Origin of the sequence: Pseudomonas sp. MSSRFD41 (assembly GCF_014230245.1) — a bacterium.
GTDB lineage: Bacteria > Pseudomonadota > Gammaproteobacteria > Pseudomonadales > Pseudomonadaceae > Aquipseudomonas > Aquipseudomonas piscis.
On sequence record NZ_JACKZK010000004.1, the window covers coordinates 137,223 to 162,418 of the forward strand.

The 25,196-nt window shown below is 63.5% G+C and carries 28 protein-coding genes; 19 read left to right on the top strand and 9 right to left on the bottom strand.

From position 1 onward, the window contains the following. Positions 1-83 precede the first annotated feature (83 nt). Genes mpl through H7A76_RS09460 form a run of 3 tightly spaced genes read left to right on the top strand, consistent with a single transcriptional unit; the run spans position 84 to position 2,342 of the window. The gene (gene mpl / locus H7A76_RS09450; protein ID WP_185698243.1) at positions 84-1,433 is read left to right on the top strand and encodes a UDP-N-acetylmuramate:L-alanyl-gamma-D-glutamyl-meso-diaminopimelate ligase; all 1,350 of its coding nucleotides are present in this window, start codon (positions 84-86) and stop codon (positions 1,431-1,433) included. Beyond that, positions 1,430-2,062, top strand: a complete 633-nt coding sequence (ubiX, locus tag H7A76_RS09455; protein WP_022641219.1) for a flavin prenyltransferase UbiX — start codon at positions 1,430-1,432, stop codon at positions 2,060-2,062. Before mpl ends, ubiX begins: the two co-directional genes overlap by 4 nt. Further along, positions 2,055-2,342, top strand: a complete 288-nt coding sequence (locus H7A76_RS09460) for a YceK/YidQ family lipoprotein (RefSeq protein ID WP_185698244.1) — start codon at positions 2,055-2,057, stop codon at positions 2,340-2,342. Before ubiX ends, H7A76_RS09460 begins: the two co-directional genes overlap by 8 nt. Before the next feature lie 7 nt (positions 2,343-2,349). Here the strand turns inward: H7A76_RS09460 and H7A76_RS09465 are convergent, their stop codons facing one another. From H7A76_RS09465 to H7A76_RS09475, 3 genes are all read right to left on the bottom strand, one after another. Then, entirely contained in the window at positions 2,350-2,991 is a 642-nt protein-coding gene (locus H7A76_RS09465) for an oxidoreductase (protein WP_185698245.1), read from the bottom strand. A 29-nt stretch (positions 2,992-3,020) separates the two neighbouring features. After that, positions 3,021-4,739, bottom strand: coding sequence for a C13 family peptidase (locus H7A76_RS09470; protein ID WP_185698246.1), 1,719 nt, complete (start codon positions 4,737-4,739; stop codon positions 3,021-3,023). A gap of 102 nt (positions 4,740-4,841) precedes the next feature. After that, positions 4,842-5,297 (bottom strand): MaoC family dehydratase, encoded by a 456-nt coding sequence (locus tag H7A76_RS09475; RefSeq protein WP_185698247.1) that lies wholly within the window; start codon positions 5,295-5,297, stop codon positions 4,842-4,844. A gap of 178 nt (positions 5,298-5,475) precedes the next feature. Between H7A76_RS09475 and H7A76_RS09480 the strand changes: the two genes are divergently transcribed. The 3 genes from H7A76_RS09480 to H7A76_RS09490 are packed head-to-tail and all read left to right on the top strand — an operon-like array spanning position 5,476 to position 7,152. Then, entirely contained in the window at positions 5,476-5,838 is a 363-nt protein-coding gene (locus H7A76_RS09480) for a CidA/LrgA family protein (protein ID WP_185698248.1), read from the top strand. Next, positions 5,835-6,551, top strand: a complete 717-nt coding sequence (locus H7A76_RS09485; protein WP_185698249.1) for an LrgB family protein — start codon at positions 5,835-5,837, stop codon at positions 6,549-6,551. Before H7A76_RS09480 ends, H7A76_RS09485 begins: the two co-directional genes overlap by 4 nt. A gap of 10 nt (positions 6,552-6,561) precedes the next feature. Then, positions 6,562-7,152 carry an LON peptidase substrate-binding domain-containing protein gene (locus H7A76_RS09490; RefSeq protein WP_185698250.1) on the top strand — a complete coding sequence of 197 codons (591 nt, stop codon included), beginning with the start codon at positions 6,562-6,564 and terminating at the stop codon, positions 7,150-7,152. An 18-nt stretch (positions 7,153-7,170) separates the two neighbouring features. Here H7A76_RS09490 and H7A76_RS09495 read toward each other — a convergent pair whose 3' ends face one another. Together H7A76_RS09495 and H7A76_RS09500 are read right to left on the bottom strand one after the other, a co-directional pair. Then, positions 7,171-8,487 (bottom strand): bifunctional DedA family/phosphatase PAP2 family protein, encoded by a 1,317-nt coding sequence (locus tag H7A76_RS09495; RefSeq protein ID WP_185698251.1) that lies wholly within the window; start codon positions 8,485-8,487, stop codon positions 7,171-7,173. Between the two features lie 39 nt (positions 8,488-8,526). After that, a complete protein-coding gene (locus H7A76_RS09500) occupies positions 8,527-9,213 on the bottom strand; it encodes a DNA-3-methyladenine glycosylase (protein WP_185698252.1) in 687 nt (228 codons plus the stop codon). Between the two features lie 165 nt (positions 9,214-9,378). On the opposite strand from H7A76_RS09500, the gene H7A76_RS09505 reads away from it, so the two are divergent. The 13 genes from H7A76_RS09505 to H7A76_RS09565 all read left to right on the top strand — a co-directional run bounded on the left by H7A76_RS09505 (position 9,379) and on the right by H7A76_RS09565 (position 21,798). Next, positions 9,379-10,644, top strand: a complete 1,266-nt coding sequence (locus tag H7A76_RS09505) for a glutamate-5-semialdehyde dehydrogenase (protein WP_185698253.1) — start codon at positions 9,379-9,381, stop codon at positions 10,642-10,644. After that, positions 10,644-11,288 carry a nicotinate-nucleotide adenylyltransferase gene (gene nadD, locus H7A76_RS09510; protein WP_185698254.1) on the top strand — a complete coding sequence of 215 codons (645 nt, stop codon included), beginning with the start codon at positions 10,644-10,646 and terminating at the stop codon, positions 11,286-11,288. Before H7A76_RS09505 ends, nadD begins: the two co-directional genes overlap by 1 nt. Positions 11,289-11,348: 60 nt before the next feature. Continuing rightward, a complete protein-coding gene (gene rsfS / locus H7A76_RS09515) occupies positions 11,349-11,771 on the top strand; it encodes a ribosome silencing factor (RefSeq protein WP_031320587.1) in 423 nt (140 codons plus the stop codon). 9 nt (positions 11,772-11,780) lie between these two features. Further along, positions 11,781-12,248, top strand: coding sequence for a 23S rRNA (pseudouridine(1915)-N(3))-methyltransferase RlmH (rlmH, locus tag H7A76_RS09520; RefSeq protein WP_095181903.1), 468 nt, complete (start codon positions 11,781-11,783; stop codon positions 12,246-12,248). Between the two features lie 12 nt (positions 12,249-12,260). Then, on the top strand, positions 12,261-14,156 hold the full coding sequence (gene mrdA / locus H7A76_RS09525) for a penicillin-binding protein 2 (protein ID WP_185698255.1): 1,896 nt from the start codon (positions 12,261-12,263) through the stop codon (positions 14,154-14,156). Positions 14,157-14,187: 31 nt separating this feature from the next. Further along, positions 14,188-15,291, top strand: a complete 1,104-nt coding sequence (gene rodA / locus H7A76_RS09530; RefSeq protein WP_152899701.1) for a rod shape-determining protein RodA — start codon at positions 14,188-14,190, stop codon at positions 15,289-15,291. 17 nt (positions 15,292-15,308) lie between these two features. Then, positions 15,309-16,319, top strand: coding sequence for a lytic murein transglycosylase B (mltB, locus tag H7A76_RS09535; RefSeq protein WP_185698256.1), 1,011 nt, complete (start codon positions 15,309-15,311; stop codon positions 16,317-16,319). Beyond that, positions 16,319-17,314, top strand: a complete 996-nt coding sequence (locus H7A76_RS09540) for a septal ring lytic transglycosylase RlpA family protein (protein ID WP_185698257.1) — start codon at positions 16,319-16,321, stop codon at positions 17,312-17,314. The genes mltB and H7A76_RS09540 overlap by 1 nt, the downstream gene beginning before the upstream one ends. Positions 17,315-17,497: 183 nt before the next feature. Beyond that, on the top strand, positions 17,498-18,655 hold the full coding sequence (locus H7A76_RS09545; protein ID WP_022641202.1) for a D-alanyl-D-alanine carboxypeptidase family protein: 1,158 nt from the start codon (positions 17,498-17,500) through the stop codon (positions 18,653-18,655). Positions 18,656-18,736: 81 nt separating this feature from the next. Further along, positions 18,737-19,012, top strand: a complete 276-nt coding sequence (locus H7A76_RS09550; protein WP_025129297.1) for a DUF493 domain-containing protein — start codon at positions 18,737-18,739, stop codon at positions 19,010-19,012. After that, positions 19,012-19,659: a lipoyl(octanoyl) transferase LipB gene (gene lipB, locus H7A76_RS09555; RefSeq protein ID WP_185698258.1), complete on the top strand. Its 648-nt coding sequence runs from the start codon at positions 19,012-19,014 to the stop codon at positions 19,657-19,659. Before H7A76_RS09550 ends, lipB begins: the two co-directional genes overlap by 1 nt. Before the next feature lies 1 nt (position 19,660). Then, positions 19,661-20,686, top strand: coding sequence for a lipoyl synthase (lipA, locus tag H7A76_RS09560; protein ID WP_260497934.1), 1,026 nt, complete (start codon positions 19,661-19,663; stop codon positions 20,684-20,686). A 164-nt stretch (positions 20,687-20,850) separates the two neighbouring features. Continuing rightward, on the top strand, positions 20,851-21,798 hold the full coding sequence (locus H7A76_RS09565) for an LD-carboxypeptidase (protein WP_185698259.1): 948 nt from the start codon (positions 20,851-20,853) through the stop codon (positions 21,796-21,798). A 42-nt stretch (positions 21,799-21,840) separates the two neighbouring features. Here the strand turns inward: H7A76_RS09565 and H7A76_RS09570 are convergent, their stop codons facing one another. The 4 genes from H7A76_RS09570 to lptE all read right to left on the bottom strand — a co-directional run bounded on the left by H7A76_RS09570 (position 21,841) and on the right by lptE (position 25,171). Beyond that, entirely contained in the window at positions 21,841-23,163 is a 1,323-nt protein-coding gene (locus H7A76_RS09570; protein ID WP_185698260.1) for a lytic murein transglycosylase, read from the bottom strand. 63 nt (positions 23,164-23,226) lie between these two features. Then, on the bottom strand, positions 23,227-23,388 hold the full coding sequence (gene arfA / locus H7A76_RS09575) for an alternative ribosome rescue factor ArfA (RefSeq protein ID WP_103325142.1): 162 nt from the start codon (positions 23,386-23,388) through the stop codon (positions 23,227-23,229). 100 nt (positions 23,389-23,488) lie between these two features. Further along, positions 23,489-24,526, bottom strand: coding sequence for a DNA polymerase III subunit delta (gene holA, locus H7A76_RS09580; protein WP_185698261.1), 1,038 nt, complete (start codon positions 24,524-24,526; stop codon positions 23,489-23,491). 39 nt (positions 24,527-24,565) lie between these two features. Beyond that, positions 24,566-25,171, bottom strand: a complete 606-nt coding sequence (lptE, locus tag H7A76_RS09585) for an LPS assembly lipoprotein LptE (RefSeq protein ID WP_185698262.1) — start codon at positions 25,169-25,171, stop codon at positions 24,566-24,568. Between the last annotated feature and the right edge of the window lie 25 nt (positions 25,172-25,196).

Sequence of the window (25,196 nt, forward strand, 5' to 3'; positions counted from 1 at the left end):
CGCGGCGGCATCTCCCCGTCAGCTAAAGGGTGCGATTTGCAGCCCTCTAGGCTACCCTGCGCCGATGTTTTATGAGGTCGACTATGCACATCCATATTCTCGGTATCTGCGGCACTTTCATGGGGTCGATGGCGGTTCTGGCCAAAGAGCTCGGCCACCACGTCACCGGCTCCGACGCCAACGTCTATCCGCCGATGAGCACCCAGCTGCAAGCCCAGGGCATCGAGCTGACCCAGGGTTATGACCCGGCCCAGCTGGACCCGGCGCCGGACCTGGTGGTGATCGGCAACGCCATGTCCCGGGGCAACCCGGCGGTGGAATATGTGTTGAACAAGGGCTTGCCCTATGTGTCCGGCCCGCAATGGCTGGCGGACCATGTGCTGCAAGGGCGTTGGGTCCTGGCGGTGGCCGGTACCCATGGCAAGACCACCACCAGCAGCATGCTGGCCTGGGTGCTGGAGCATGCCGGGATGAGCCCGGGCTTTTTGATCGGCGGCGTGCCGCAGAACTTCGCGGTTTCGGCGCGCCTGGGCGGCACGCCGTTCTTCGTGATCGAGGCCGATGAGTACGACAGCGCTTTCTTCGACAAGCGCTCGAAATTCGTCCATTACCGTCCGCGCACCGCGATCCTCAACAACCTCGAATTCGACCATGCGGACATCTTCCCGGACCTGGCGGCCATCGAGCGGCAGTTCCACCATCTGGTGCGGACTATCCCCAGCGAAGGCCTGGTGATCCACCCCACCACCGAGCCCGCCTTGCAGCGAGTGATCGAGATGGGCTGCTGGACGCCGGTGCAGACCACCGGCGCCGGTGGCCAGTGGCAGGTCAAGCTGCTCAGTGAAGATGGCTCGGCCTTCGAAGTGCTGTTCGAGGGGGTGAGCCAGGGCGTAGTGGAGTGGCAACTGACGGGCCAGCACAACGTCGCCAACGCCTTGGCGACCCTGGCCGCGGCCCGTCATGTGGGCGTGGTGCCGGCCATGGGCATCGCCGCGCTGAGTGCCTTCAAGAGCGTGAAGCGGCGCATGGAGAAAGTCGCCGAGGTGCAAGGGGTGAGCATCTACGATGACTTCGCCCACCACCCGACCGCCATCGCCACCACCCTGGACGGCCTGCGCAAGCGTGTCGGCGAGGCGCCGGTGATCGCCATCATCGAGCCGCGCTCCAACTCCATGAAGCTCGGTGCCCACCGTGACGGCCTGCCGGAAAGCGTCAACCAGGCCGACCAGGTGATCTGGTACGCGCCGCCCAACCTGGGCTGGGACCTGGCGGCCACTGCGGCCCAGTGCACGGTCCCGTCGATCGTCAGCGATTCGCTGGACGGCATCATCGAGCGAGTGAAGAGCCAGGCCAAGCCCGGGACCCAGGTGGTGATCATGAGCAACGGCGGCTTCGGCGGCCTGCACGGCAAGCTGGCCGAGGCGCTGCAATGAACAACGGCCCGGAACGCATCACCCTGGCCATGACCGGGGCGTCCGGCGCCCAATATGGCCTGCGCCTGCTCGACTGCCTGGTCCGCGAGGACCGGGAAGTGCATTTCCTGATCTCCAAGGCCGCGCAGTTGGTGATGGCCACCGAGACCGACGTGACCTTGCCGGCCAAGCCGCAATTGATGCAGGCCTTCCTCACCGAATACACAGGGGCGGCGGCGGGGCAGATCCGGGTCTACGGCAAGGAAGACTGGATGTCGCCGGTGGCCTCTGGCTCTGGCTCGCCCGCGGCGATGGTGGTGGTGCCTTGTTCTACAGGCACCTTGTCGGCGATTGCCACCGGGGCCTGCAACAACCTGATCGAACGGGCTGCGGACGTTACCCTCAAGGAGCGTCGGCAATTGATCCTGGTGCCGCGCGAGGCGCCGTACTCCAGTATTCACCTGGAGCACATGCTCAAGCTGTCGAACCTGGGCGTGACCATCCTGCCGGCGTCGCCGGGCTTCTATCACCAGCCGCAGACCATCGATGACCTGGTGGATTTCGTCGTGGCGCGGATTCTCAACCTGCTGAATATTCCCCAGGACATGCTGCCCCGCTGGGGCGAACATCACTTGAGCAGCGATGAGTAAAGCCCTGCTGCTGTTGCTGGCCGCCCTGCAGTTGGGCGGCTGCGCCACGGCCCGCACCCTGGACGCGGCGAAGCCCGGGGCGCCGGTGGTTTACGCCGGAACGCGCCTGGACCTGTATGCAATGCAGGGGGGATGCTGCCCGGTGGATCGCTTCGGCGCCCAGGCGCCCGGTTATCCGGGGCTGGACCTGCCGGCCAGCGCCTTGCTCGATACCCTGTTGCTGCCGTTGTCGGCACTGACGGCGCTGGGGGTGGGGTTTCGTGCCACGGGCGGTTTGTAGCGCGAGGTCATTTACCCAGTTTTCGCAGTTCGTCGGACTCCACGACCCGGGTGCCGCTTTGTTCTTCCAGGGCCAGGCGCCACATGGCCCGGGCCAGCTGGCAGGCCTCGATGCCGTGGTACTTGCCGGGGATCAGTCGCGACAGCGGACCGGCCAGTTGTTCGCCCAGGCGTGGTTCGACCCGGTCTCCGAGCAATAGGGAAGGTCGGCAGATGGTCAGTTGTGGCCAGCCCTGGCGCTTGAGGGCTTCTTCCATCTCGCCCTTGACCCGGTTGTAGAAGATCGATGACTTGGGATCGGCGCCCAGGGCGCTGACCACGACCAGGTGCCGTGCGCCCATTTCCAGGGCGCGCTCGCCAAACGCCAGCACCAGGTCCAGGTCGACGGCGCGGAAGGCCGCCTCGGAACCGGCGCGCTTGATGGTGGTGCCCAGGCAGCAAAAAGCGATCTCCACCTTGCCGACCAGTTGCGGCAGGAGTTCGGGAAGCTCGCCCACCGGGTTTTCCAGGCGTGGGTGCATGCTCAGTGGACGCCTGCTGGGGGCCAGGACACGGGTGATGGTGGGTTCGCTGAGCAGGCGATCGAGCAGTTGTTCCCCGGTCAGGCCAGAAGCGCCGGCCAGCAGAATGCGCTGAGGCGTCAAGTACATATTCATTTCCCCTAGATACTGGTTTCAGCTTAGTTGCTCTGTGCTTCCTTGCTGCTGATAGAGACACTTTGCAGCGCCTTTCGTGCTTGCTGCTTGCGCAGTTGTTGCCAGTGGGCGAGAACTCCCTTGGGGGCCCAGATCTGTGGTTCGGAGGGATCGAAGTTCTCGGCCTGCTCACGTTCGGCCACGGTTGCCTTGGCCAGCAGGAAGGCGTGCTCCAGATCGTCGGTCTGGTTCAGGGCCTGGGCGAACAGCGCATCGCCGAAGTAGGTGAAGTCGGCTTCCTCGGAACAGCCGAAGGACACCCGGTCGGCCCGGGAGGCGGTCATGACCAGGGTTCGTTCATCCTTGAGGGCCGGAATGAAGCCACCGGAATAGCAAGCCGAGATGACGACGATCTTGTCGCGATTCTTCAACGGTGCCAGGGCGTTGGCCAGTTCGTCGGCAGGCAGGTCCGCCAGCTCCAGGCGTGGTTGGTCCAGGACCAGTTCATGTTCGCTGGTGCCATGGCTGGTGAGGTAGATGAACACCAGGTCCTCGGGGCCGCTGCGTTCGGCCAGGGTCCGGGCGGCGCGGCGCAGGTTTTCCCGGGTAGCCATGGGGCGGGTCGTCATCTGGTCGCGGTGGTTGACCAGGCGAACCTGGCCCAGGGCGCCGAAGCGGCTGGCAAGCATGTTGCTGACGTAGTCGGCCTCGCGCAGGAATACGCTTTGCTTGCCGTCGCCGGCGAGCGTCAGGCTGTAGAGCTCGATAGCCGGGGTGGAGGCGGGCACGGCATCGAGGGCCTCCTGGAGCAAGTGGCCCTGGGCCAGCAGGGCGCCTTCAAGCGGGTCGGGGAGCAGCTTGCCCTCGGCGTCGCGAACTCGCAGGCCGTTGTTCCAGGTCCCGCTTTGCACGCTGCCGTCCCGCAGTACCAGTACCCCGCGGCCCTGGTAGTTGTCGCTGTCGAAGCCACCGATGTAGAAGCTGCCGTCGGTGAGGTTCAGGCGACCTTCGCCGCTGAAACGCCAATCGCTGAAGGTGCCGATGTAATGGCTGCCATCGGCGCCGATCAGCTCGCCCTTGCCACCCAGGGCGCCCTCCTTGAACTGGCCGATCCAGACATCGCCATCGGAGTTTTCGTAGCGTCCCTTGCCGTTGAGCTGATTGTGCTTGAAGCCGCCGACGTAGATATCGCCCTCGGCGCTGTTGAAGGTGCCATTGCCCTCCAGTTGGCCATCGACGAAGTGGCCGCTGAACTGGTTGCCGCTGGAGTCGCTGCGCTGGCCCTCGCCATTGGGCTTGCCCTTGGCGAACTGCCCCTGGTATTGGCTGCCGTCCTCAAGCTCCAGGCGGCCCAGGCCCGAGTACAGGTCGGCCTTGAACTCGCCCCGGTAGGTCATGCCGTCTTCCTTGAGGGTGCCTTCGCCATCCCGGCGCCCCAGCTTGAAGCCGCCGCTGTAGCTGCTGTCCTTGGTGGTCAGGGTGCCCTGGCCATGGAACAGCCCCTGTTGGAACTGGCCCCGATAGACCTCGCCATTGCTGCCGTGCCATTCACCCTGGCCGTGCCATTGGCCCTTGTCGAACTGGCCGGCGTACCAGCTGCCGTTGGGATAGTCGATGCGCCCCTGGCCCTGCAGCAGGCCATCCACCAGGTCGCCCCGGTAGCGACCGCCATCCGGTAGGCGGGCATCGGGCGGCAACAGCGATTCGCCGTCACCGCAAGCGCTGAGCAGGAGGATCATGACCAGGGGGACAAGTGGGCGCATAACGGGTTCCGGATGATTAGGGGTCCGAGTATGCCGTAGCGGTGTGCCTTGTATATAGAGAGACCGAGCGAAACAGCGTGAGCTGTTTCGCATCGAGGGGTATCAGACGAAGCAGAGCGACAGGGGCTCGGCGATGTAGGCGGGTTTTTCCTGGCCGTCGATCTCCAGGGTGGCGGTGACCTTGAGCAACCATTGGCCGGGTTTTTTCTCGGTGACGTCGGTCAGGTCGACCTTGAGCCGCACCTGGGAGCCGACCGCCACCGGCTGGATGAAACGCACGCTGTCCAGGCCGTAGTTGACCGCCATCTTCAGGCCCTTGGGCAGCACCAGGATGTCTTCCATCAGCTTGGGGATCAGCGACAGGGTCAGGAAGCCATGGGCGATGGTACCGCCGAACGGGGTTTGTGCGGCCTTGACCGGGTCCACATGGATGAACTGGAAGTCACCGGTGGCCTCGGCAAACAGGTTGATACGCTCCTGGTCGATGGTGAGCCATGCGGAACGTCCCAGTTCCTTCCCAACATAGTCCTTGAGCTCTGCAGCAGGAACATAGGGCATTGACACTCTCCTTGGTTTCAACAGTTTTAGTGATCGATAGGGTGTGTTTCGATCCAGAATCTCCACTGTAGATCATCATGGCGATCCGGCCCGGGTAAACGTCCATGCTTTTGGCGAATGCCGGTTCATAGCGCCTGCGTGCTTATAATGCGCCACAGGATCTGGCTGGAGAGGCAGTATGTTGCTACGGGGTTTGACATGGCTGGTGCTGTTCCAACTGCTCGGGACAGCGCTCAATCACTTGCTGCTGCCCGTGCTTCCCGGCCCGATCATCGGCCTGTTGCTGCTCCTGGTATTCCTGGTCGTTCGTGGTGAGGTGGGCGAGCCGTTGAGTCAGGCCGCCGGCAGCCTGCTGCGCTACCTGCCGCTGCTGCTGGTGCCGCCCGCCGTTGGGGTGATGGTCTATGCCCGGGATATCGCCGCGGACTTCTGGGCCATCGCCGGGGCGTTGGTGCTGTCGCTGGTGCTGTCCATGGCCTTCGCCGGTGTGCTGATGCAGCGCCTGGTCAAGCGCCAGGCGCGCCGGGAGGATGGCCAATGACCTTCGATTGGCAGGGGGCCTGGGCGGCGGTGATCCACCATCCGCTGTTCGGCATCGGCATCACCCTGGGGGCCTATCAACTGGTGCTGGCGGCCTTCGAGAAGACCCGCTGGATATTCCTGCAACCGGTGCTGGTGTCCATGCTGCTGGTGATCGGAGTATTGCTCGGTTGTGGCTTGAGCTACACCGAGTATCGCAAGAGCACCGAGATCCTGAGCATCCTGCTGGGGCCGGCCACCGTGGCCCTGGCGGTGCCGCTGTATCTCAACCTGCGGCGCATCCGCCAGTTGTTCTGGCCGATCTTTACTACGCTGGTGTTGGGCGGGGTCCTGGCCACCGGCCTGGGACTGTTGCTGGGCTGGTGGTTCGGGGCCGAGCACATGATCCTCATGACCATGGCGCCCAAGTCGGTGACGTCTCCGATCGCCATGCTGGTGGCCGAGCAGATCGGCGGGGTGGCGGCGCTAGCGGCGGTGTTCGTGCTGATCACCGGGGTGCTGGGGGCGATCTTCGGCCCGGCGCTGCTGGATCGTCTGGGAGTCAGGGCGCCCGAGGCGCGAGGCATGGCCCTGGGCATGACGGCCCATGCGGTGGGCACTTCGGTGGCCTTGCAGGAAAGCGAGGAATGTGGCGCCTTCGCGGCGCTGGCGATGAGTCTGATGGGCGTGGCCACGGCGGTCTTGCTGCCGCTGGCGGTGTCGTTGCTGGTTTGAGGATGGTGGCATGAGTCTGGCGTTGTTCCCCCTGAATACCGTGTTGTTTCCCGAGTGCATCCTCGACCTGCAGATTTTCGAGGCGCGCTACCTGGACATGATCGGTCGCTGTATGAAGCAGGGCAGCGGCTTCGGTGTGGTGTGCATCCTGGAGGGCGAGGAGACCGGCCTGGCGCCCCAGGGTTACGCCCAGGTGGGGTGCGAGGCGCTGATCACCGACTTCCACCAGCAGGACAACGGCCTGCTGGGTATCCGGGTCAAGGGCGGGCGGCGTTTCCGCGTGCTGGACAGCGAGGTGCAGAAGGACCAGCTGACGGTGGCCCGGGTGCAATGGCTGGAGGAGGCGACGGAGCAGCCGCTGCGGGACGACGATGCCGACCTGGTAGCGCTGCTCAAGGCGCTGGCCGAGCATCCCATGGTGGAAGCCCTGGACATGGGCGCCGAGGCAGCCGGGCAGCGGTCCCTGGCCAACCAGTTGGCCTATCTGTTGCCCTTTTCCGAACTGGACAAGATCGACCTGCTGCAACTGGACGATCCGCAGCAGCGTCTGGACGCCATCCAGCAGTTGCTGGACGAACTGCAGGGCGAACTCTTCGCCTGAGTCACCGCGCCGCCCGCCTCAATAGGCGTAGCGCAGCAACGCCTGTGGCAGGTGCCGCATCGACATGAAGGCACACAGCAGGACCATCACCGGCAGCACCAACCACCAGGCCTTGGCCGGCATCGGCTTGAGCGGGACCTGCCACTGGCACAGGGTCAGGCTCGCGGCACAGACGCAGGTCGCCAACATGGCCCCGGCGAGAATGTCGGTAGGCCAGTGGGCCCCCAGGTAGACCCGCGACATCGCGATCGACAACGCCGGCAGGCTACCCAGCAGCAGCCAGGTCAGGCGCATCCGCGGCGGTTGGCCACGCCCGGCCAGTACGGCCAGGGTCAGGAACAGCGCGAAGGATCCGGAGGCATGCCCGCTGGGCATGCTGAAGCTGGTCAGCGGCTCGGCCAGCACCTCGGGGCGCACTCGGGCGAAGAACCATTTGCTGGCGGTGTTGGCCAGTGCGGTGCACAGCAGCGTGGCACCGGCGAATATCGCCTGGCGCCACTGGCGCAGTAGCACCAGCAGCAGGGTCAGGGTCGCGCTAATGATGAACATGGCGCGGAACTCGCCGATCTGGGTGACCATCACCATGACCTTGTCCAGCATCGGGTCACGATGCTCCTGCACCAGGGCGATCAGCCCCTGGTCGAACTGGGCCAGGTAGGGATAGCCGATGAACAGCCCGACCAGCAAGGCCAGGCCCAGGCCGGACATCAGCAGTGTTGCCCGGCGATGGCGGCGCAGGCTGCTGTTGACGCTCAGCCCGATCAGCACCGCAAGGCTGCCGATAACCATTCCGGCCTGGGGCCAGAAGCCCTCGGGCAGCGGCAGGCGAATGGCCGCGCCAGTGGCCCAGCCCGGCAACAGGTAGGCCACCGACCAACCCGCCGCGGCCAGCAGGCTGACGGCGAAGAAACGCGGGAACGGCATGTCGAACATGCCCGCCACCATCGGCAGCATCGGCCGTAGCGGGCCGATGAAGCGCCCGACCAGCAGGCTGGCGATGCCGTAGCGTTGGAAATAGGCCTCGGCGCCGTTGATCCATTCAGGATGCTGGCGCAAGCCCGGCAGGCGCCGGATGCTCTGGTGGAAGCGCCGCCCCAGGAGGTAGGAGGTGACATCGCCAAGGACCCCGGCGGTGAAGCCCAGCACTAAGGTCTCGCCCAGCGACAGGGCACCGTTGCCGGCCAGTACGGCAATGGCGAACAGCAGCACCGTACCGGGGACGATCAGGCCGGCGATGGCCAGGCATTCCACGAAGGCGACGATGAATACCGCAGCGGCCAGCCACTGCGGGTTGGTGCTCAGCCAGGCGGTCACGCTGTCGAGCCATGGGCCCATAGGTTCAACTCCATTTCTGTGTCAGGCAGGGCCGGTGGGTCAGCCCTGGATGAGGTAGTCGCGGCCTTCGACCTGGCCCCGGCGTAGCGGGTTTCGCGTGCAGCAGGGAGCGTAGGCGGCATCGACGAAGCGATACATCAGGTGTTCGTCGCGCCCATGGGGAATGCCCAGGCGGGTGGTCTGGATGATCGTGGGCACGGTGTTGCCGACGTCTTCGACGAAGAGGATTTCGTGATCGAAGCGTTTCGCGTCCCAGACCGGGACTTTCAGGCCCAGGGCCTTGCATAGCAGGGTCTGGCCGGCGCAGAGCTTTTGCGCGGGGCGGGGCTGGCCGCTGGCATCCGGGTTGTTCAGTTGCATCCGTTGCAGGCTGGCAGGGCCTGAAACCTCGTCGATCCAGGGATAGGCGGACTTGATCAGCACCGCGTTGCCGGGGCCCTGGGCGCTGAAGTTCAGCGAGTCGCCGCCCCGGGCGTAATACATATAGATGTGGCCACCATCCAGAAACAACGCCTTACGTTTTTCCGTGAAGCCGAGGGAGGCATGGCTGCCTTTTTCCTCGCAGTAATAGGCTTCAGTCTCGATAATGCGCGCGGACAGCCACAGGTCCCCGACTTTGTGGCGGATCACCTTGCCCAGCAGTTCACGGGCCAGGAGCTGAGCATCACGGTCGAAAAAGCTGTCAGGCAGGGCTTTGGGCAGTTTCGCAGAGGTCAGGATGGACATGATGGTGAAGGGTAATGGCCAGGAAAGTGCCGGAATGATAACAACTTCAGGCTTAATTCAGGCTGAACCAGCAGTATTTCGACCATCCGCCCGTGACCGCTGTCCGTGGGCCGGCGCGACAGCTATAATCAGCGGCTTTCCTCTTTGCCAAGACCACACCAGACCATGACTGAGTCCGTTCTTGACTACATGACCCGTTTGGGTCGCGCTGCCCGCCAGGCTTCCCGGGTCATCGCCCGCGCCACCACCGTGCAGAAGAACCGCGCGCTGCTGGCGGCTGCCGATGCGCTGGACGCCGCACGACCGGAACTGACCGCGGCCAACGAGCAGGACCTGGCCAGCGGCCGGGCCAATGGTCTGGAACCAGCCCTGCTGGATCGCCTGGCACTGACCCCCGCCCGTATCGACGAGATGATCGAAGGCCTGCGCCAGGTGGCCAAGCTGCCTGACCCCATCGGGGAAATCCGCGATATGCGCTACCTGCCCTCGGGTATCCAGGTGGGCAAGATGCGGGTGCCCCTGGGCGTGATCGGCATCATCTACGAGTCGCGTCCCAACGTGACCATCGATGCCGCCGCCCTGTGCCTCAAGTCCGGCAACGCCACCATCCTGCGTGGTGGTTCCGAGGCCATTCACTCCAATCGCGCCATCGCCGCTTGTATCCAGCAAGGGTTGGCGGCAGCCGACCTGCCGGCCCAGGTGGTGCAGGTGGTGGAGACCACCGACCGCGCCGCAGTGGGCGCGCTGATCACCATGCCCGAGTTCGTCGACGTGATAGTGCCACGTGGCGGCAAGAGTCTGATCGAGCGGGTCAGCCGTGATGCCCGGGTGCCGGTGATCAAGCATCTGGATGGCGTTTGCCACGTGTTCATCGATGCCGCGGCGGACCTGGACAAGGCCATCCGCATCGCCGACAACGCCAAGACCCAGCGCTATGCCCCGTGCAACACCATGGAAACCTTGCTGGTCCATGCCGGTATCGCCGGGCGCGTACTGCCGCCGCTGGCCGCGATCTATCGCGACAAGGGTGTCGAGCTGCGGGGCTGCGAGCAGACCCGGGCGATCCTCGGGGGCGATGTGCTGGAGGCCAGCGAAGAAGACTGGCGTACCGAGTACACCGCGCCGATCCTCTCGATCCGCGTGGTGGACGGCCTGGAGCAGGCCATCGAACACATCAATACCTACGGTTCGCACCATACCGACTCCATCGTCACCGAGAACTTCAGTGACGCCCGGCGCTTCCTCAACGAAGTGGATTCCAGCTCGGTCATGGTCAATGCCTCGACGCGTTTCGCCGACGGTTTCGAATACGGCCTGGGCGCGGAGATCGGCATTTCCACCGACAAGCTGCACGCCCGGGGGCCGGTGGGCCTGGAAGGCCTGACCAGCGAGAAGTACGTGGTCTTCGGCGACGGTCACGTGCGTACTTGATGGGCAAACGTATCGGCCTGCTGGGTGGCACTTTCGATCCGGTGCATATCGGCCACCTGCGTGGCGCACTGGAAGTGGCCGAATCCATGCGACTCGACGAGCTGCGCCTGACACCCAGTGCCAGGCCGCCTCATCGGGATACACCGCAGGTGTCGGCGCTCGATCGTCTGGCGATGGTCGAGCGGGCGGTGGCGGGCGTCTCACCCCTGGTGGTGGACGACCGTGAACTGAAACGGGACAAACCGTCCTACACCATAGACACCCTGGAGCAGATGCGCGCCGAACTGGCCGCGGACGACCAGTTGTTCCTGTTGTTGGGCTGGGATGCTTTTTGCGGCCTGCCCACCTGGCATCGCTGGGAAGAGCTGCTCCTGCACTGCCACATCCTGGTGCTGCAACGCCCGGATGCCGACAGTGAGCCGCCGGATGCCCTGCGCAACCTGCTGGCGGCCCGCTCGGTGAGCGACCCGCTGGCCCTGCAAGGGCCGGGGGGACACATTGCATTCGTCTGGCAGACGCCGCTCGCGGTGTCTGCCACCCAGATCCGTCAACTGCTGGCCAGCGGTAAGTCGGTACGTTTCCTGGTGCCTGACGCGGTCCTGGCCTATATCGATGCTCACGGACTGTACCGTGTGCCGAACTGAAGGAAGGCTGCCGGCCCATGCCGTGCGGCGTTCCATACATACGAGCTGAACGAGTTTTATATGACTAACCAAGTAATGAAAGGCGAAGATCTGGTCAAGGTGGCTGTCGCCGCGCTGGAAGATGTCAAGGCCCAGGACATCCTGGTGATCGATGTGCGCGACAAGCAGAGCATCACCGACTACATGGTGATCGCCACCGGTACCTCCAACCGCCAGATCGGCGCGATGCTGGAAAAGGTCCGCGAGATGGTCAAGGCCCAGGGCGTGCGCCCGCTGGGTGAAGAAGGCAAGGGCGACAGCGACTGGGTGCTGCTGGACCTGGACGAAGTGATCGTCCACATGATGACCGCCTCGGCCCGCCAGTTCTACGACCTGGAGCGCCTGTGGCAGGGCGCCGAGCAGAGCCGTGCGGCCGATGGCAAGCACCACAGCCCGGAAAACACCCACGAGCACTTCGCCAAGCTCAACAAAGACCAGCAATAAGGGACGGCTGTGCGCCTGCGTCTGATCGCTGTCGGTTCACGCATGCCCAAGTGGGTGGAAGAGGGTTGGCATGAGTATGCCAAGCGTCTGCCATCCGAGCTGGCGCTGGAACTGGTGGAAATACCGCTCAATACCCGGGGCAAGAATGCCGATGTGGCTCGCTTCATCCGTCAGGAAGGCGAGGCCATGCTGGCCAAGGTCGGGCATAACGAACGCGTCGTCACTCTCGAGGTGCATGGCAAGCCCTGGAGCACCGAGCAGTTGGCGGTGGAGCTGGATCGTTGGCGCCTCGACTCGCGTACCGTGAACTTCATGGTCGGCGGCCCGGAAGGGCTGGCGCCGGAAGTTTGTGCGCGGGCGGACCAGCGCTGGTCGCTGTCGCCACTGACCTTGCCGCACCCGCTGGTACGGATCCTCATCGGCGAACAGCTGTATCGTGCCTGGACCGTGCTGTCCGGCCACCCTTACCACAAGTAGCCCGCGCCTCCCATGCCCCAGCCGATCCGTATCAAGGACCATGAAAAAGACGCCCGCCTGGTGCGTAACCGGGTGGTGTTCGGTGCCATCCTGGTGGTCAGCCTGATCGGCGTGCTGATCGCCCGGCTGTATTACCTGCAGGTGATCCAGTACGAGATCCACTCCACAAAATCGGAGAGCAACCGGGTTCACATGCTGTCCATTCCTCCGAGCCGGGGTCTGATCTATGACCGCAACGGCGTGGTGGTGGCCGATAACCGGCCCAGCTTCAGCCTGAGCATGACCCGTGAGCGTTCCGGCGACTGGCGACAGGTCCTGGATGTGATAGTCGAGGTACTGGAGCTGACGCCGGAGGACCGGGTGCTGTTCGAGAAACGGGTCAAGCAGGGGCGGCGAGCGTTCGAGCCGGTGCCGATCCTGTTCGAGTTGACGGAAGAACAGATCGCCCGTATCGCGGTGAACCAGTTCCGCCTGCCTGGCGTGGAAGTGGTGGCCCAGTTGGTCCGGCATTATCCCCAGGGGGCACACTTTGCCCATTCCGTGGGGTATGTAGGGCGGATCAACGAAAAAGAACAGAAAACCTTGGACTCGGTGAACTACAGCGGTACGCACCATATCGGCAAGACCGGCATCGAACGTTTCTACGAGGCGGAGTTGCACGGCCAGGTGGGCTACGAGGAAGTCGAGTCCAATGCCCGTGGGCGCGTGCTGCGGGTACTCAAGCGCACCGACCCGATTCCCGGCAAGGACATTGTCCTGAGCCTGGATATCAAGCTGCAGGAGGCGGCGGAAGCGGCCCTGGGGGGGCGGCGCGGTGCAGTGGTGGCCCTGGACCCCAATACCGGCGAAGTGTTGGCAATGGTCAGCCAGCCGAGCTTCGATCCCAACCTGTTCGTCACCGGGATCAGCTTCAAGGCCTATGCCGAACTGCGTGACTCCATCGACCGGCCGCTGTTCAACCGAGTGCTGCGTGGGCTGTATCCACCGGGGTCGACCATCAAGCCGGCGGTAGCCATTGCCGGGCTCGACGCGGGAGTGGTGACGGCCACGAGCCGGGTCTACGACCCTGGCTATTACCAGTTGCCCAACTATGACCACAAATACCGGAACTGGAACCGCACCGGCGACGGTTTCGTCGACCTGGACACGGCGATCATGCGGTCCAACGATACCTATTTCTATGATCTGGCCCATAAGCTGGGGATCGACCGGCTCTCGGCCTACATGGGCAAGTTCGGCATCGGCCAGAAGGTGTCCCTGGATATGTTCGAGGAGTCGCCAGGGCTGATGCCGACCCGTGAGTGGAAGCGTGCGACCCGACGGCAGGCCTGGTTCCCGGGAGAAACCCTGATTCTCGGGATCGGCCAGGGCTATATGCAGTCGACTCCCTTGCAGTTGGCCCAGGCCACGGCCCTGGTGGCCAGCAAAGGGCGCTGGAATCGACCGCACCTGGCCAAGAGCATAGAGGGCGAGCGGCCGGTGGACCACAATCCGATGCCGGACATCGTCCTGCGCGATCCGGCCGACTGGATGCGGGTCAACCACGGTATGCAGCAGGTCATGCATGGCGCCCGGGGTACCGCGCGCAAGGCGGCGGTCGGCTCGCCCTATCGTATCGCCGGCAAGAGTGGTACCGCCCAAGTGGTGGCGATCAAGCAGGGTGAAAAATACGACCGCTCCAAGGTCCAGGAACGGCATCGCGACCACGCCTTGTTCGTTGGTTTCGCCCCGGCCGAGAACCCCAAGATCGTGGTGTCGGTGATGGTGGAGAACGGTGAGTCGGGCTCCGGTGTCGCGGCTCCTGTAGTGCGCCAGGTCATGGATGCCTGGCTCCTGGGCCCGGATGGCCAGCTCAAGCCAGAGTTCGCCAGCCCTACCAGTACGGAGGCTACGGCCCGTGAAGAGTAATTTCGACCGCATTCTTTCCAGCGAGGACGTGATGCGGCGTCGGGCGACGCTGTTGCAGCGCCTGCATATCGATGGTCCCTTGCTGATCCTGCTGCTGACGCTGGCGGCCGGCAGCCTGTTCGTCCTGTATTCGGCCAGTGGCAAGAGCTGGGATCTATTGGCCAAGCAGGCCACTTCGTTCGGCATCGGCCTGGTGTCGATGATCGTCATCGCCCAGTTCGAGCCACGCTTCATGGCCCGCTGGGTGCCGCTTGGCTATGTGTTCGGCGTGGTATTGCTGGTGGTGGTGGACGTGATGGGCCACAACGCCATGGGCGCGACCCGCTGGATCAACGTTCCCGGGGTGATCCGCTTCCAGCCCTCGGAGTTCATGAAGATCATCATGCCGGCGACCATTGCCTGGTATCTGTCCAAGCGCACCTTGCCGCCGCACCTCAAGCATGTGGGCATCAGCCTGGTACTGATCGGTATTCCATTCATGCTGATCGTGCGCCAGCCAGACCTGGGCACGGCGCTGCTGATCCTGGCCGGCGGCACCTTCGTGCTGTTCATGGGCGGGTTGCGCTGGCGCTGGATCATCAGCGTGCTGGCGGCCGCGGTGCCGGTGGCGGTGGCCATGTGGATGTTCATCATGCACGACTATCAGAAGCAGCGGATCCTGACGTTCCTCGATCCGGAAAGCGACCCCTTGGGGACCGGCTGGAACATCATCCAGTCCAAGGCCGCCATCGGCTCCGGCGGGGTGTTCGGCAAGGGCTGGCTGCTGGGTACCCAGTCGCACCTGGACTTTTTGCCGGAGAGCCACACCGACTTCATCATCGCGGTCATGGGCGAGGAGTTCGGCCTGGTGGGCATCTGCGCGTTGCTGCTGATCTACCTCTTGTTGATCGGGCGCGGACTGGTAATCACGGCCCAGGCCCAGACGCTGTTCGGCAAGTTGCTGGCAGGCAGCCTGACCATGACGTTTTTTGTTTACGTTTTCGTCAACATCGGTATGGTCAGTGGCTTGTTGCCGGTGGTGGGGGTGCCGTTGCCCTTCATCAGCTACGGAGGAACTTCGCTGGTGACGCTACTGTCAGCGTTTGGGGTTTTGATGTCGATCCATACCCATCGCAAGTGGATCGCGCAGGTTTGAATAAGGTGAACAACTCAATGCAAGTAATGCGTGGCTGGGCCGCTCGGTACGCACCATGGGTCGGCCTGGCAAGCATCCTGGGGGCCATCGAGCCTGCTTCGGCTGGTGCCTACGAAGGCTCGCCCCAGGTCGCCGAATTCGTCGGGGAAATGACCCGGGACTACGGTTTCGCCGGAGAACAGCTGATGGGCGTGTTCCGCGAGGCCGAGCGCAAGCAGGCGATCCTCGATGCCATTTCGCGGCCTGCCGAGCGGGTCAAGCAATGGAAGGAATACCGCCCGATGTTCATCACCGATGCGCGCATCGCTCGTGGCGTGGACTTCTGGCGCCAGCACGAGGCAGTCCTGGCCCGTGCCGAGCAGGAATATGGGGTTCCGGCCCAGGTCATCGTGTCGATCATCGGCGTCGAAACCTTTTTTGGCCGTAATACCGGCAATTACCGGGTGATCGACGCGCTTTCCACCTTGGGCTTCGATTATCCGCCACGTGCCGAATTCTTCCTCAAGGAGTTGCGCGAGTTCCTGCTGCTGGCCCGTGAAGAGCAGCTCGATCCCCTGAGCCTCAAGGGTTCCTACGCCGGAGCCATGGGGTTGCCGCAGTTCATGCCCAGCAGCTTTCGCGCCTACGCCGTGGACTTCGACGGGGATGGGCATATCAATATCTGGACCAATCCGGACGATGCCATCGGCAGCGTGGCCAGTTACTTCAAGCGTCATGGCTGGGTAGCCGGCGAACCGGTGGTCAGCCGCGCCGATGTGCGCGGGGATCGCGTGGACGAGGGACTGACCAGCGGCATCGAGCCGACCAAGACCGTCGGGGAGTTGCGAGCCCTGGGCTGGTCGAGTCATGATGCGCTGCGCGACGATATGCCGGTTACCGCTTTCCGCCTGGAGGGTGATAACGGTCCGGAATACTGGATGGGGCTGAAGAACTTCTACGCGATCACTCGTTATAACCGCAGCGTGATGTATGCCATGGCCGTACATCAGCTGTCTGAACAGCTGGTCCAAGCACGGGGCGTCAAGTAATGCTGGCAATGCCAATCCGCAAACCCCTGAAGCTGTTGGCTTTTGCCGCGTTGGCGCTGTCGCTGGCCAGTTGCTCGACGAGCCGTGCGCCGCAGCCCAAATCCTCCAATACCGTGCGTTCGATGCCTGGCCTGGATGTCAATCGGGCCCATAAGGATGGCGCGCCTTGGTGGGATGTCGACGTATCGCGCATTCCCGATGCGACGCCGACCCTGCATACCGGCCCATACAAGGCCAATCCCTATACGGTGCTGGGCAAGACCTACTTTCCCATCCAGGAATCCAGGAACTACGTGGCTTCGGGCACGGCTTCCTGGTACGGCACCAAGTTCCACGGCCAGAACACCGCCAATGGCGAGGTCTATGATCTGTATGGCATGAGTGCCGCACACAAGACCCTGCCGTTGCCCAGCTATGTGCGGGTGACCAACCTGGACAACAACCGCAGCGTGATCCTGCGGGTCAACGATCGTGGTCCGTTCTATTCCGACCGGATCATCGACTTGTCCTATGCTGCGGCGAAGAAACTCGGTTATGCCGAGACCGGTACCGCCCGGGTCAAGGTCGAGGGCATCGACCCGCAGCAATGGTGGGCCCAGCGTGGCCGTCCGGCGCCTTTGATGCTCAATGAGCCACAAGTGGCGCAGAATAGCGCGCCGGTGGTCACCAGCTCGGCCGGTACCGTCGAACAGTGGACGCCTCCGCCGCAGCAGCACGCGGCCGCCGTGGTCCCGGTGCAGGTCAAGAGCATCGCAGCCTCCGGCCAGTACCTGCAGGTGGGCGCCTTCGCCAACCCGGATGCTGCCGAACTGTTGAGGTCGAAACTGAGCTCGATGGTGAGCGCTCCGGTGTTCATCAGTTCCATCGTACGCAATCAGCAAACGCTGCATCGGGTACGCCTTGGGCCGTTCGGTTCGCCGGACGAAACCCAGCAAGCGCAGAACAGCGTGCGCCTGGCCAACCTGGGCCAGGCGAGCGTGGTCACTGCGGAATAGCGACATCGAGATTGAGGGTCCGCTTGCGACACTGGGGGCGGATCCGGGTTGTTGGCTCGCCGAACAACAAAAGCCCGGCAAGGGTCGTGAGTGAACAACGTACACGCGACAACCCTTCAGAAGGTTGTCTGAAATAGTTTTGCCCCCAGCGGGCAAGTTTCCATTAGCGACTTCGAGAGACGGATGAACATCACCACCTTTGCCAAACGCCTGTGCCTGCTTCTACCGCTGATCATCACGCCCGCCGCCTGGGCGGTCGAGGTGATGCCGTCACCACCGCAGCTGGCCGCCAAGTCCTACGTGCTCATGGATGCCAGCAGCGGAAACGTGCTGGTGGAGAACAATGGTGACCAGCGCCTGCCGCCGGCCAGCCTGACCAAGCTGATGACCGCCTATATCGCCACCCTGGAAATCCGTCGTGGCCAGATCGGCGAGAACGACCCGGTGACCGTCAGCGAAAACGCCTGGCGCACTGGCGGTTCGCGGATGTTCATCAAGGTGGGATCGCAGGTGTCCGTCAGCGACCTGTTGCACGGCATCATCATCCAGTCGGGCAACGATGCCAGCGTGGCGATTTCCGAGCACATCGCCGGCAGCGAAGACGCCTTCGCCGACATGATGAACAAGACCGCCGGCGACCTGGGCATGAGCAACAGCCACTTCATGAACCCCACCGGCCTGCCGAACCCCGAGCATTACTCGTCGGCCCATGACATGGCGCTGCTGGCACGCGCGATCATTCATGAAGATCCGGCCCACTATGCGATCTACTCGCAGAAGGAGTTCTTCTGGAACGGCATCAAGCAGCCCAACCGCAACCTGTTGCTGTGGCGTGACAAGACCGTCGATGGCCTGAAGACCGGCCATACCGACGAAGCGGGCTACTGCATGGTGTCCTCGGCGGTACGTGATGGCATGCGCCTGATTGCCGTGGTATTCGGCACCAACAGCGAGCAGGCCCGGGCTGCCGAGACCCAGAAGCTGCTGACCTATGGCTTCCGTTTCTTCGAAACCCAGACCTTCTACCAGAAGGGCACCGAGCTGGCCCAGGCGCCGGTGTGGAAGGGCACCACTCATCAGGTCAAGGCTGGCCTGGCCCAGGACCTGACCATGACCATGCCCAAGGGCCAGCTGAAGAAACTGGCGGCCAGCATGACCATGAACCCGCAACTGGTCGCGCCGATCGCCAAGGGCGACGTGATCGGTAAAGTCGAAGTGAAACTGGACGACAAGGTGGTGCACAGCGCCGACCTGATCGCTCTGGAAGCAGTCGACGAAGGTGGTATCTTCCGTCGCATGTGGGATAGCATCCGTCTATTCTTCTACGGCTTGTTCAACTGATATTGTCGACCCACGTGGCCCTCGCTCCCAAGCGGAGCGGGGACCATGTCCGTCGCCACGGCTTACGAGGCCGTTATTGCCATGACAGACACTGACGTTAAGTCGCACAAGATTGAGTTTCCCGTCGATGACTATCCGATCAAGGTGATCGGTGACACGGTCGTCGGCTTCAAGGACACCGTTATCGAGATCCTTGCCAAGTACGCCACCCTGGACATCAAGTCCCTGGCCGAGCGCCAGAGCAGCAATGGCAAGTACACCACGGTGCAACTGCACATCACTGCCACTGGTGAAGACCAACTGCGTGATATCAATAGTGCCCTGCGCGCTACCGGTGTCGTCCACATGGTGCTGTGATGCCACAGACGCTGGGCTTTCGTGAGCTTGGCCTGAGGGCCTACGAGCCGGTCTGGCAGGCCATGCAGCGCTTTACCAACGAACGCGGGACCGATGCACCGGACGAAGTCTGGCTGGTGCAACATCCTCCGGTCTTCACCCAGGGGCAGGCCGGCAAGGCCGAGCATCTGCTGGTGCCGGGGGATATCCCGGTGGTGCAGGCCGATCGTGGTGGCCAGGTGACCTATCATGGTCCGGGCCAGCTGGTGGCCTATCTGCTGCTGGACGTGCGCAGGCTGGGTTTCGGCGTGCGTGAACTGGTCAGCCGCATGGAGCACTGCCTGGTCGAGTTGCTGGCCAGCTACGGCGTGCCGGCGGCGGCCAAGCCCGATGCACCGGGTGTCTACGTCGATGGAGCGAAAATCGCTTCCCTGGGCCTGCGCATCCGTCATGGATGTTCCTTTCACGGTCTGGCCTTGAACGTGGATATGGATTTGCAGCCGTTTCGACGGATTAACCCCTGTGGTTATGCCGGCCTGGCGATGACCCAGCTGAGCGACCATGCAGGGCCGATTGAATTTGCCGAGGTAAGTGCCCGGCTGCGTGCGCAGCTCGTCAAACACCTCGACTACGCTGAGCAGACGACCCTAACGGGCGGAATCGACTGATATGACTACTGCGCAACAAGACGCTGTTCAAACCCTGATCCCGACGCTGGATGTTTCCGAGCGGCCAGCCCGCGCGAAAGTTGAAACCGGCGTCAAGTTGCGCGGTGCGGAAAAGGTCGCGCGTATTCCGGTGAAGATCATCCCGACCACCGAGCTGCCGAAGAAGCCCGACTGGATCCGCGTACGTATCCCGGTATCCCCGGAAGTCGACCGGATCAAGCAGCTGCTGCGCAAGCACAAGCTGCATAGCGTCTGCGAAGAGGCGTCCTGCCCGAACCTGGGCGAGTGCTTCTCCGGCGGCACCGCGACCTTCATGATCATGGGTGACATCTGCACCCGCCGTTGCCCGTTTTGCGACGTAGGTCATGGTCGTCCGAAACCCCTGGACGTGGATGAACCGATGAACCTGGCGGTGGCCATCGCCGACCTGCGCCTGAAGTACGTGGTGATCACCTCGGTGGACCGCGACGACCTGCGTGACGGTGGTGCCCAGCACTTTGCCGACTGCATCCGCGAAATCCGCAAGCTCTCGCCGAACGTACAGTTGGAAACCCTGGTTCCCGACTACCGTGGCCGCATGGACATTGCCCTGGAAATCACCGCGGCGACTCCACCGGACGTCTTCAACCACAACCTGGAGACCGTGCCGCGCCTGTACAAGGCCGCCCGCCCGGGTTCCGACTACCAGTGGTCGCTGACCCTGCTGCAGAAGTTCAAGCAGATGGTGCCCCATGTGCCGACCAAATCCGGCTTGATGCTGGGCCTGGGGGAGACCGATGACGAAGTCATCGAGGTGATGAAGCGCATGCGCGAACATGACATCGACATGCTGACTCTTGGCCAGTATCTGCAGCCGTCGCGTAACCACCTGCCGGTGCAGCGTTTCGTGCATCCGGACACCTTCGCCTGGTTCTCCGAGGAAGGCTACCGGATGGGCTTCAAGAACGTGGCCTCCGGCCCGCTGGTGCGTTCCTCGTACCACGCCGACGAACAAGCGAAGCTGGCCAAGGAAGGTCTGGTTTCCTGATCGCCAAGCCCGCAGGAGTTGGCTCCTGCGGGCGTTCTCGCCGCTTCCTCTCGAGTCCCATCGCCTGCCCCTGGGCTTTCTGCTCTTCGCCAGCTATTTCCCCCTTCTGTTTCGCGACATTCATGGCTACTGTGCTCCAGTGAATTCACACAGGGAGAATCCGCATGCCCATCCAACCGACCGCCGCCCTCCATGCCCACCTGCCCGTGCCGGCGCTGGCGGCCGAAGGCGTCATCGGTCTTATCGCCCCGGCCGGCCCGGCCGCGCTGGACACTGCCAAGGCCTTCCAGTGGATGCGCTCCAGGGGCTATGACTTGCGGATCTTCCCCGGAGTAGGGCAGCAGGACGGCTACCTGGCCGGCAGCGACGAGGTGCGCCTGCAAGACCTGCATGACGCTTTCGCCGACCCCGAGGTGGACGCCATCCTGTGCTTGCGTGGGGGCTATGGCAGCCCTCGGTTGCTGGACAAGATCGACTTCGACCTGTTGCGGCGCAATCCCAAGCCCTTCGTCGGCTACAGCGATATCACCGCCTTGCACCTGGCAATCAATCGTTACGCCGGGTTCGTGAGTTTTCACGGACCGCTGCTCAACGCCGACCTGCTGGCAGCCAAGCAGGCTCCCACCGAGGCGTCGTTCTTCAATCTATTGCGCGGGCAGGTCAGGGCCGGCAGCCTGTTGTCCCACCCCGTGGCATTTCCCTTGACCACCATCGAGCCAGGTATCGCGCAGGGGGCGCTGCTGGGGGGGAACCTGTCGATCATCGCCAGCACCCTGGGCACGCCCTACGACATCGTCGCCGACGGCACCATCCTGTTCATCGAGGACGTCAACGAGCCGCTGTATCGCATCGATCGCCTGCTCAATCACCTGCGCCTGGCGGGCAAGCTCGGCAAGTTGCGGGGCGTGTTGGTGGGGGATGTGGCCGGAGTGGACTTCACTGCGCTGTGTGATTTGCTCAAGCGCACCTTCGAGCCGTTGCGGATTCCGGTGCTGGCTGGCTGGCGCAGCGGTCATTGCGACCCCAACCTGACCTTGCCCATGGGGGCGCTGGTCAGGTTGGATGCCGGAGCCAGGGAACTGACCCTGGCCCAGGATGTGGTCTTCAAATAATTGGCTGGCGGAGCAGCGAGCTTTTCTGCTCCGGCCTGCGGTTCAACGGTTACGCAGGCTGTCCAGCAGTTTGCGGGTCGGGTAACCGTCCGCCGGCCAGCCCAGGGTCTGCTGGGCGCTGCGGATGGCTTTGCGGGTGTTGGCGCCGATGATGCCGTCGGGGTTGCCGGCATCGTAGTTGCTGGCATTGAGCTGGGTCTGCAGGTCGATACGTTCGCTGCGACTCAAGGGCAGTTCGTCCTTGGGCCAAGCGCCGCTGATCAGTCCGGCACCGCTGAAACGCTCGGACAACAGGTTCACCGCCAGCGCATAGGATGAGGAGTTGTTGTACTTGAGCACGGCCCGGAAGTTATCCAGGATCAGGAACGCCGGTCCCCGATAACCCGCTGGCAGCAGCAAGGACGCGGACAGTTGCTCGGAACCGTAGGGCAATGCCTTGCCGTTGGCTGGCCTCATCCCCAGGCGCATCCACTCGGCCACGCTCTTGCGCGTGCTGGCATCGGCCAGGGCGTAGTCGAAACCACTGTTGAGCTGGACTTCCAGGCCCCAAGGCTGGCCTTTCTGCCAGCCCGAGCTTTGCAGGTAGTGCGCCGTCGAGGCCAGGGCATCGGCAGGGCTGTTCCAGATATCCCGGCGGCCGTCACCGTCGAAATCCACGGCGTGGGTGTTGTAGGTGGTCGGGATGAATTGGGTCTGGCCCATGGCCCCGGCCCATGAGCCGAGCATCTTCTCGGGTTGGATATCGCCATGCTGGATGATCTGCAGTGCGGCAATCAGCTGGCTATTGGCGAAGGCCGGGCGCCGGCCTTCATAGGCCAGGGTCGCCAGCGAGCGGATCACCGACTTGTTGCCCTGGAAATCGCCGAAGTTGCTTTCCATGCCCCAGACGGCCACCAGCGCCTGGCGATCCACGCCGTAGCGCTGTTCGATACGTTGCAGGATGTCGCCATACTGGTTCAGCAGGGCCTGGCCCTTGCGCACGCGTACGGGGGATAGGGCGCCGTCCAGGTATTCCCATACCGGGCGGGTGAACTCCGGCTGGCTGCGGTCGGCCTTGATCACGCTCATGTCCGGAGTGACGCCGGCGAAGGAGCGGTCGAACACATCGGCACGGATACCGGCATTCAGCGCTTCAGCGCGAAAGGCACTCAGCCACTGTTCGAAGCTCTGGGTCGGTTGGATGTCCAGGTTATCGACCACCAGGGGGGCGACGGTCGCTGGTGCGGTAATGGGGGCCGACTGGAGTGCGGGCAACGGTTGGGCGTCGGCGGCGGTAGGTTTTTCCGCGCAGGCGACGAGCAGAATCAGGCTGGAGGCAGCGATCAGTTGGCGTAGGTGCCAACGACGGGAAATACAAAAGGGCATGCACAGGTCCAGGGAGAATGACTATCAGGTGCAGACCTTATCATGCCTGTGGGGTCCAGGGCTTCAGGCGGCCAGAAAGTAAGAAGCCTCCCAGCTTTTGGACTGGAAGGCTTCGCGGCGGTAGCTGCCTTTGCCCTTGGCCGGGCGTTCCTGGCGGCAACGGAACAGTGGCTGGGCAATGATGGATTTGGCCTTGTTGGGGCCATGCTTGGATGGCTTGCTCATGCTCGATACTCGCTTGATGGGGAGAGGTACGACGGCGCGCATCATCGGCCAGCTGGGCACTGCTGTCCAGTACCCATGATCTTTTCCCGTATGGGCGGGCTTACTCGGCGGGCAAGGGTAGGCGTTGGCCGGCCATCAGCAGCGACAGGCGGCTCAGGCTGCTCCAGGCGGAACCGCTGGCCTGGCCCTTGATCTGTGCGTCGATACGCTGGGCGTCCAGCAGCAATTGGCTCCAGCGCTGGGCGGAATAGCGTTGCAGGGCCTTGCTCATCAGCGGCTTGCGCTTGTCCCAGACGGGCGGGCGGGCCTGGCTGAAAACCTTGTCCAGGGGAATTCCCTGGCCGAATTGCAGGGCCAGGTTGGCCAGCAGCCGCAGTTCCCGGGACAGGGCCCAGAGGATCACCGGAGGCTCGACCCCTTCGCCCTTGAGTCCTTCGAGCATACGCAAGGCGTGCGCCGCTTCGCCGTTGAGGATGGCATCGACCAGGCCGAAGACGTCGAAGCGGGCACTGTCGGCCACGGCCGCTTGTACCGTTTCGACAGTGATCTGTCCTCCCTCGGCCATCAACTTGAGCTTTTCGATTTCCTGGGCGGCAGCCAACAGGTTGCCTTCGACCCGGGCGGCGATCAGCTCCACGGCGTCCTGGTTGGCGGTCATTCCGGCTTGGGACAGGCGCTGGCGAATCCACTGTGGCAGCTGGTTGGCGTCCACTGGCCAGATCTGCACGAACTGGGTCTGGGCACCTTCGACCAGGGCCTTGCCCCATTTGGTTTTCTGCGCGCTACCGTCGAGCTTGGGCAGGCTGATCAACAGCACGGTGTCTTCGGCCGGGCGCGAGCAGTATTCGATCAGGGCAGCAGCACCTTTGTCCCCGGGCTTGCCCGAAGGCAGGCGCAGTTCCAGCAAGCGCTTCTGTGCGAACAGCGACATGCTGGCGCCAGCCAGCAACAGGCTGCCCCAGTCGAAATTGGCATCGGCGCTGAACACCTGGCGCTCGTCGTAGCCCTGCTGGCGTGCCGCGGTGCGTATGGCATCGGCGGCTTCCTGGCAGAGCAGGGGATCGTCGCCGCTGATCACATAGACAGGGGCGAGGGAACCTTGCAGGTGTTTGCCGAGTTGAGCGGGGGCGAGTTTCATAGATGCGGGTCGGTGGGGCGCCGGAGCGCCCCACAAGGCTTACTGGTTCGGCAGTTCCAGGGGAGACTGTCGCGGAGTTTCGGCTTCGGCCTTGCGCGCTGCTTCCAGCGCCTGCGCTTCGGCCTTGGCCTTGGCTTCGGCAGTAGCCTGCAGTTGTGCCAGTTGCTCCGGGCTCAGCAGTTGCAGGCGGATCAGCATGCGCTGGACCAGATCGCGGCGCATTTCCCGACGGGTTTCAGCCGCTTCCTGGTCGGAGCCGGTGATGTTGTTGCCGTCATGCAGGAAGACTTTCTGCACTTGCAGCTTGTCACTCAGCAATTGCAGATTGTCGCGGGTGCGGATCTGGTAGTTGAGTACCATGCTGATCTCGTATTCCGCAGAGCGGCCGCCGCCGCTATAACTGAGGTTGCGCTGGTTCTCCGCTTCGCTGACCAGAACCAGTTTGTACGGTGCACCGGCATGCACGTCGACGCCACTGTTCTCGAGGATCTGACGCATCATCTTGACGGTGGTGCCGTAGGCGTCCCGGGCGCTGAGGTCGAGCTCCTTGATGCTCAATTCCTGGCTGCCAGTACCGCGCAGTTGAAAGCCGCAGGCGCTCAACACCAGAGCCAGGCCCATCACCAGCAGATTACGTTTGATCATGTATTGCTCCCCTTGAAACCGTATG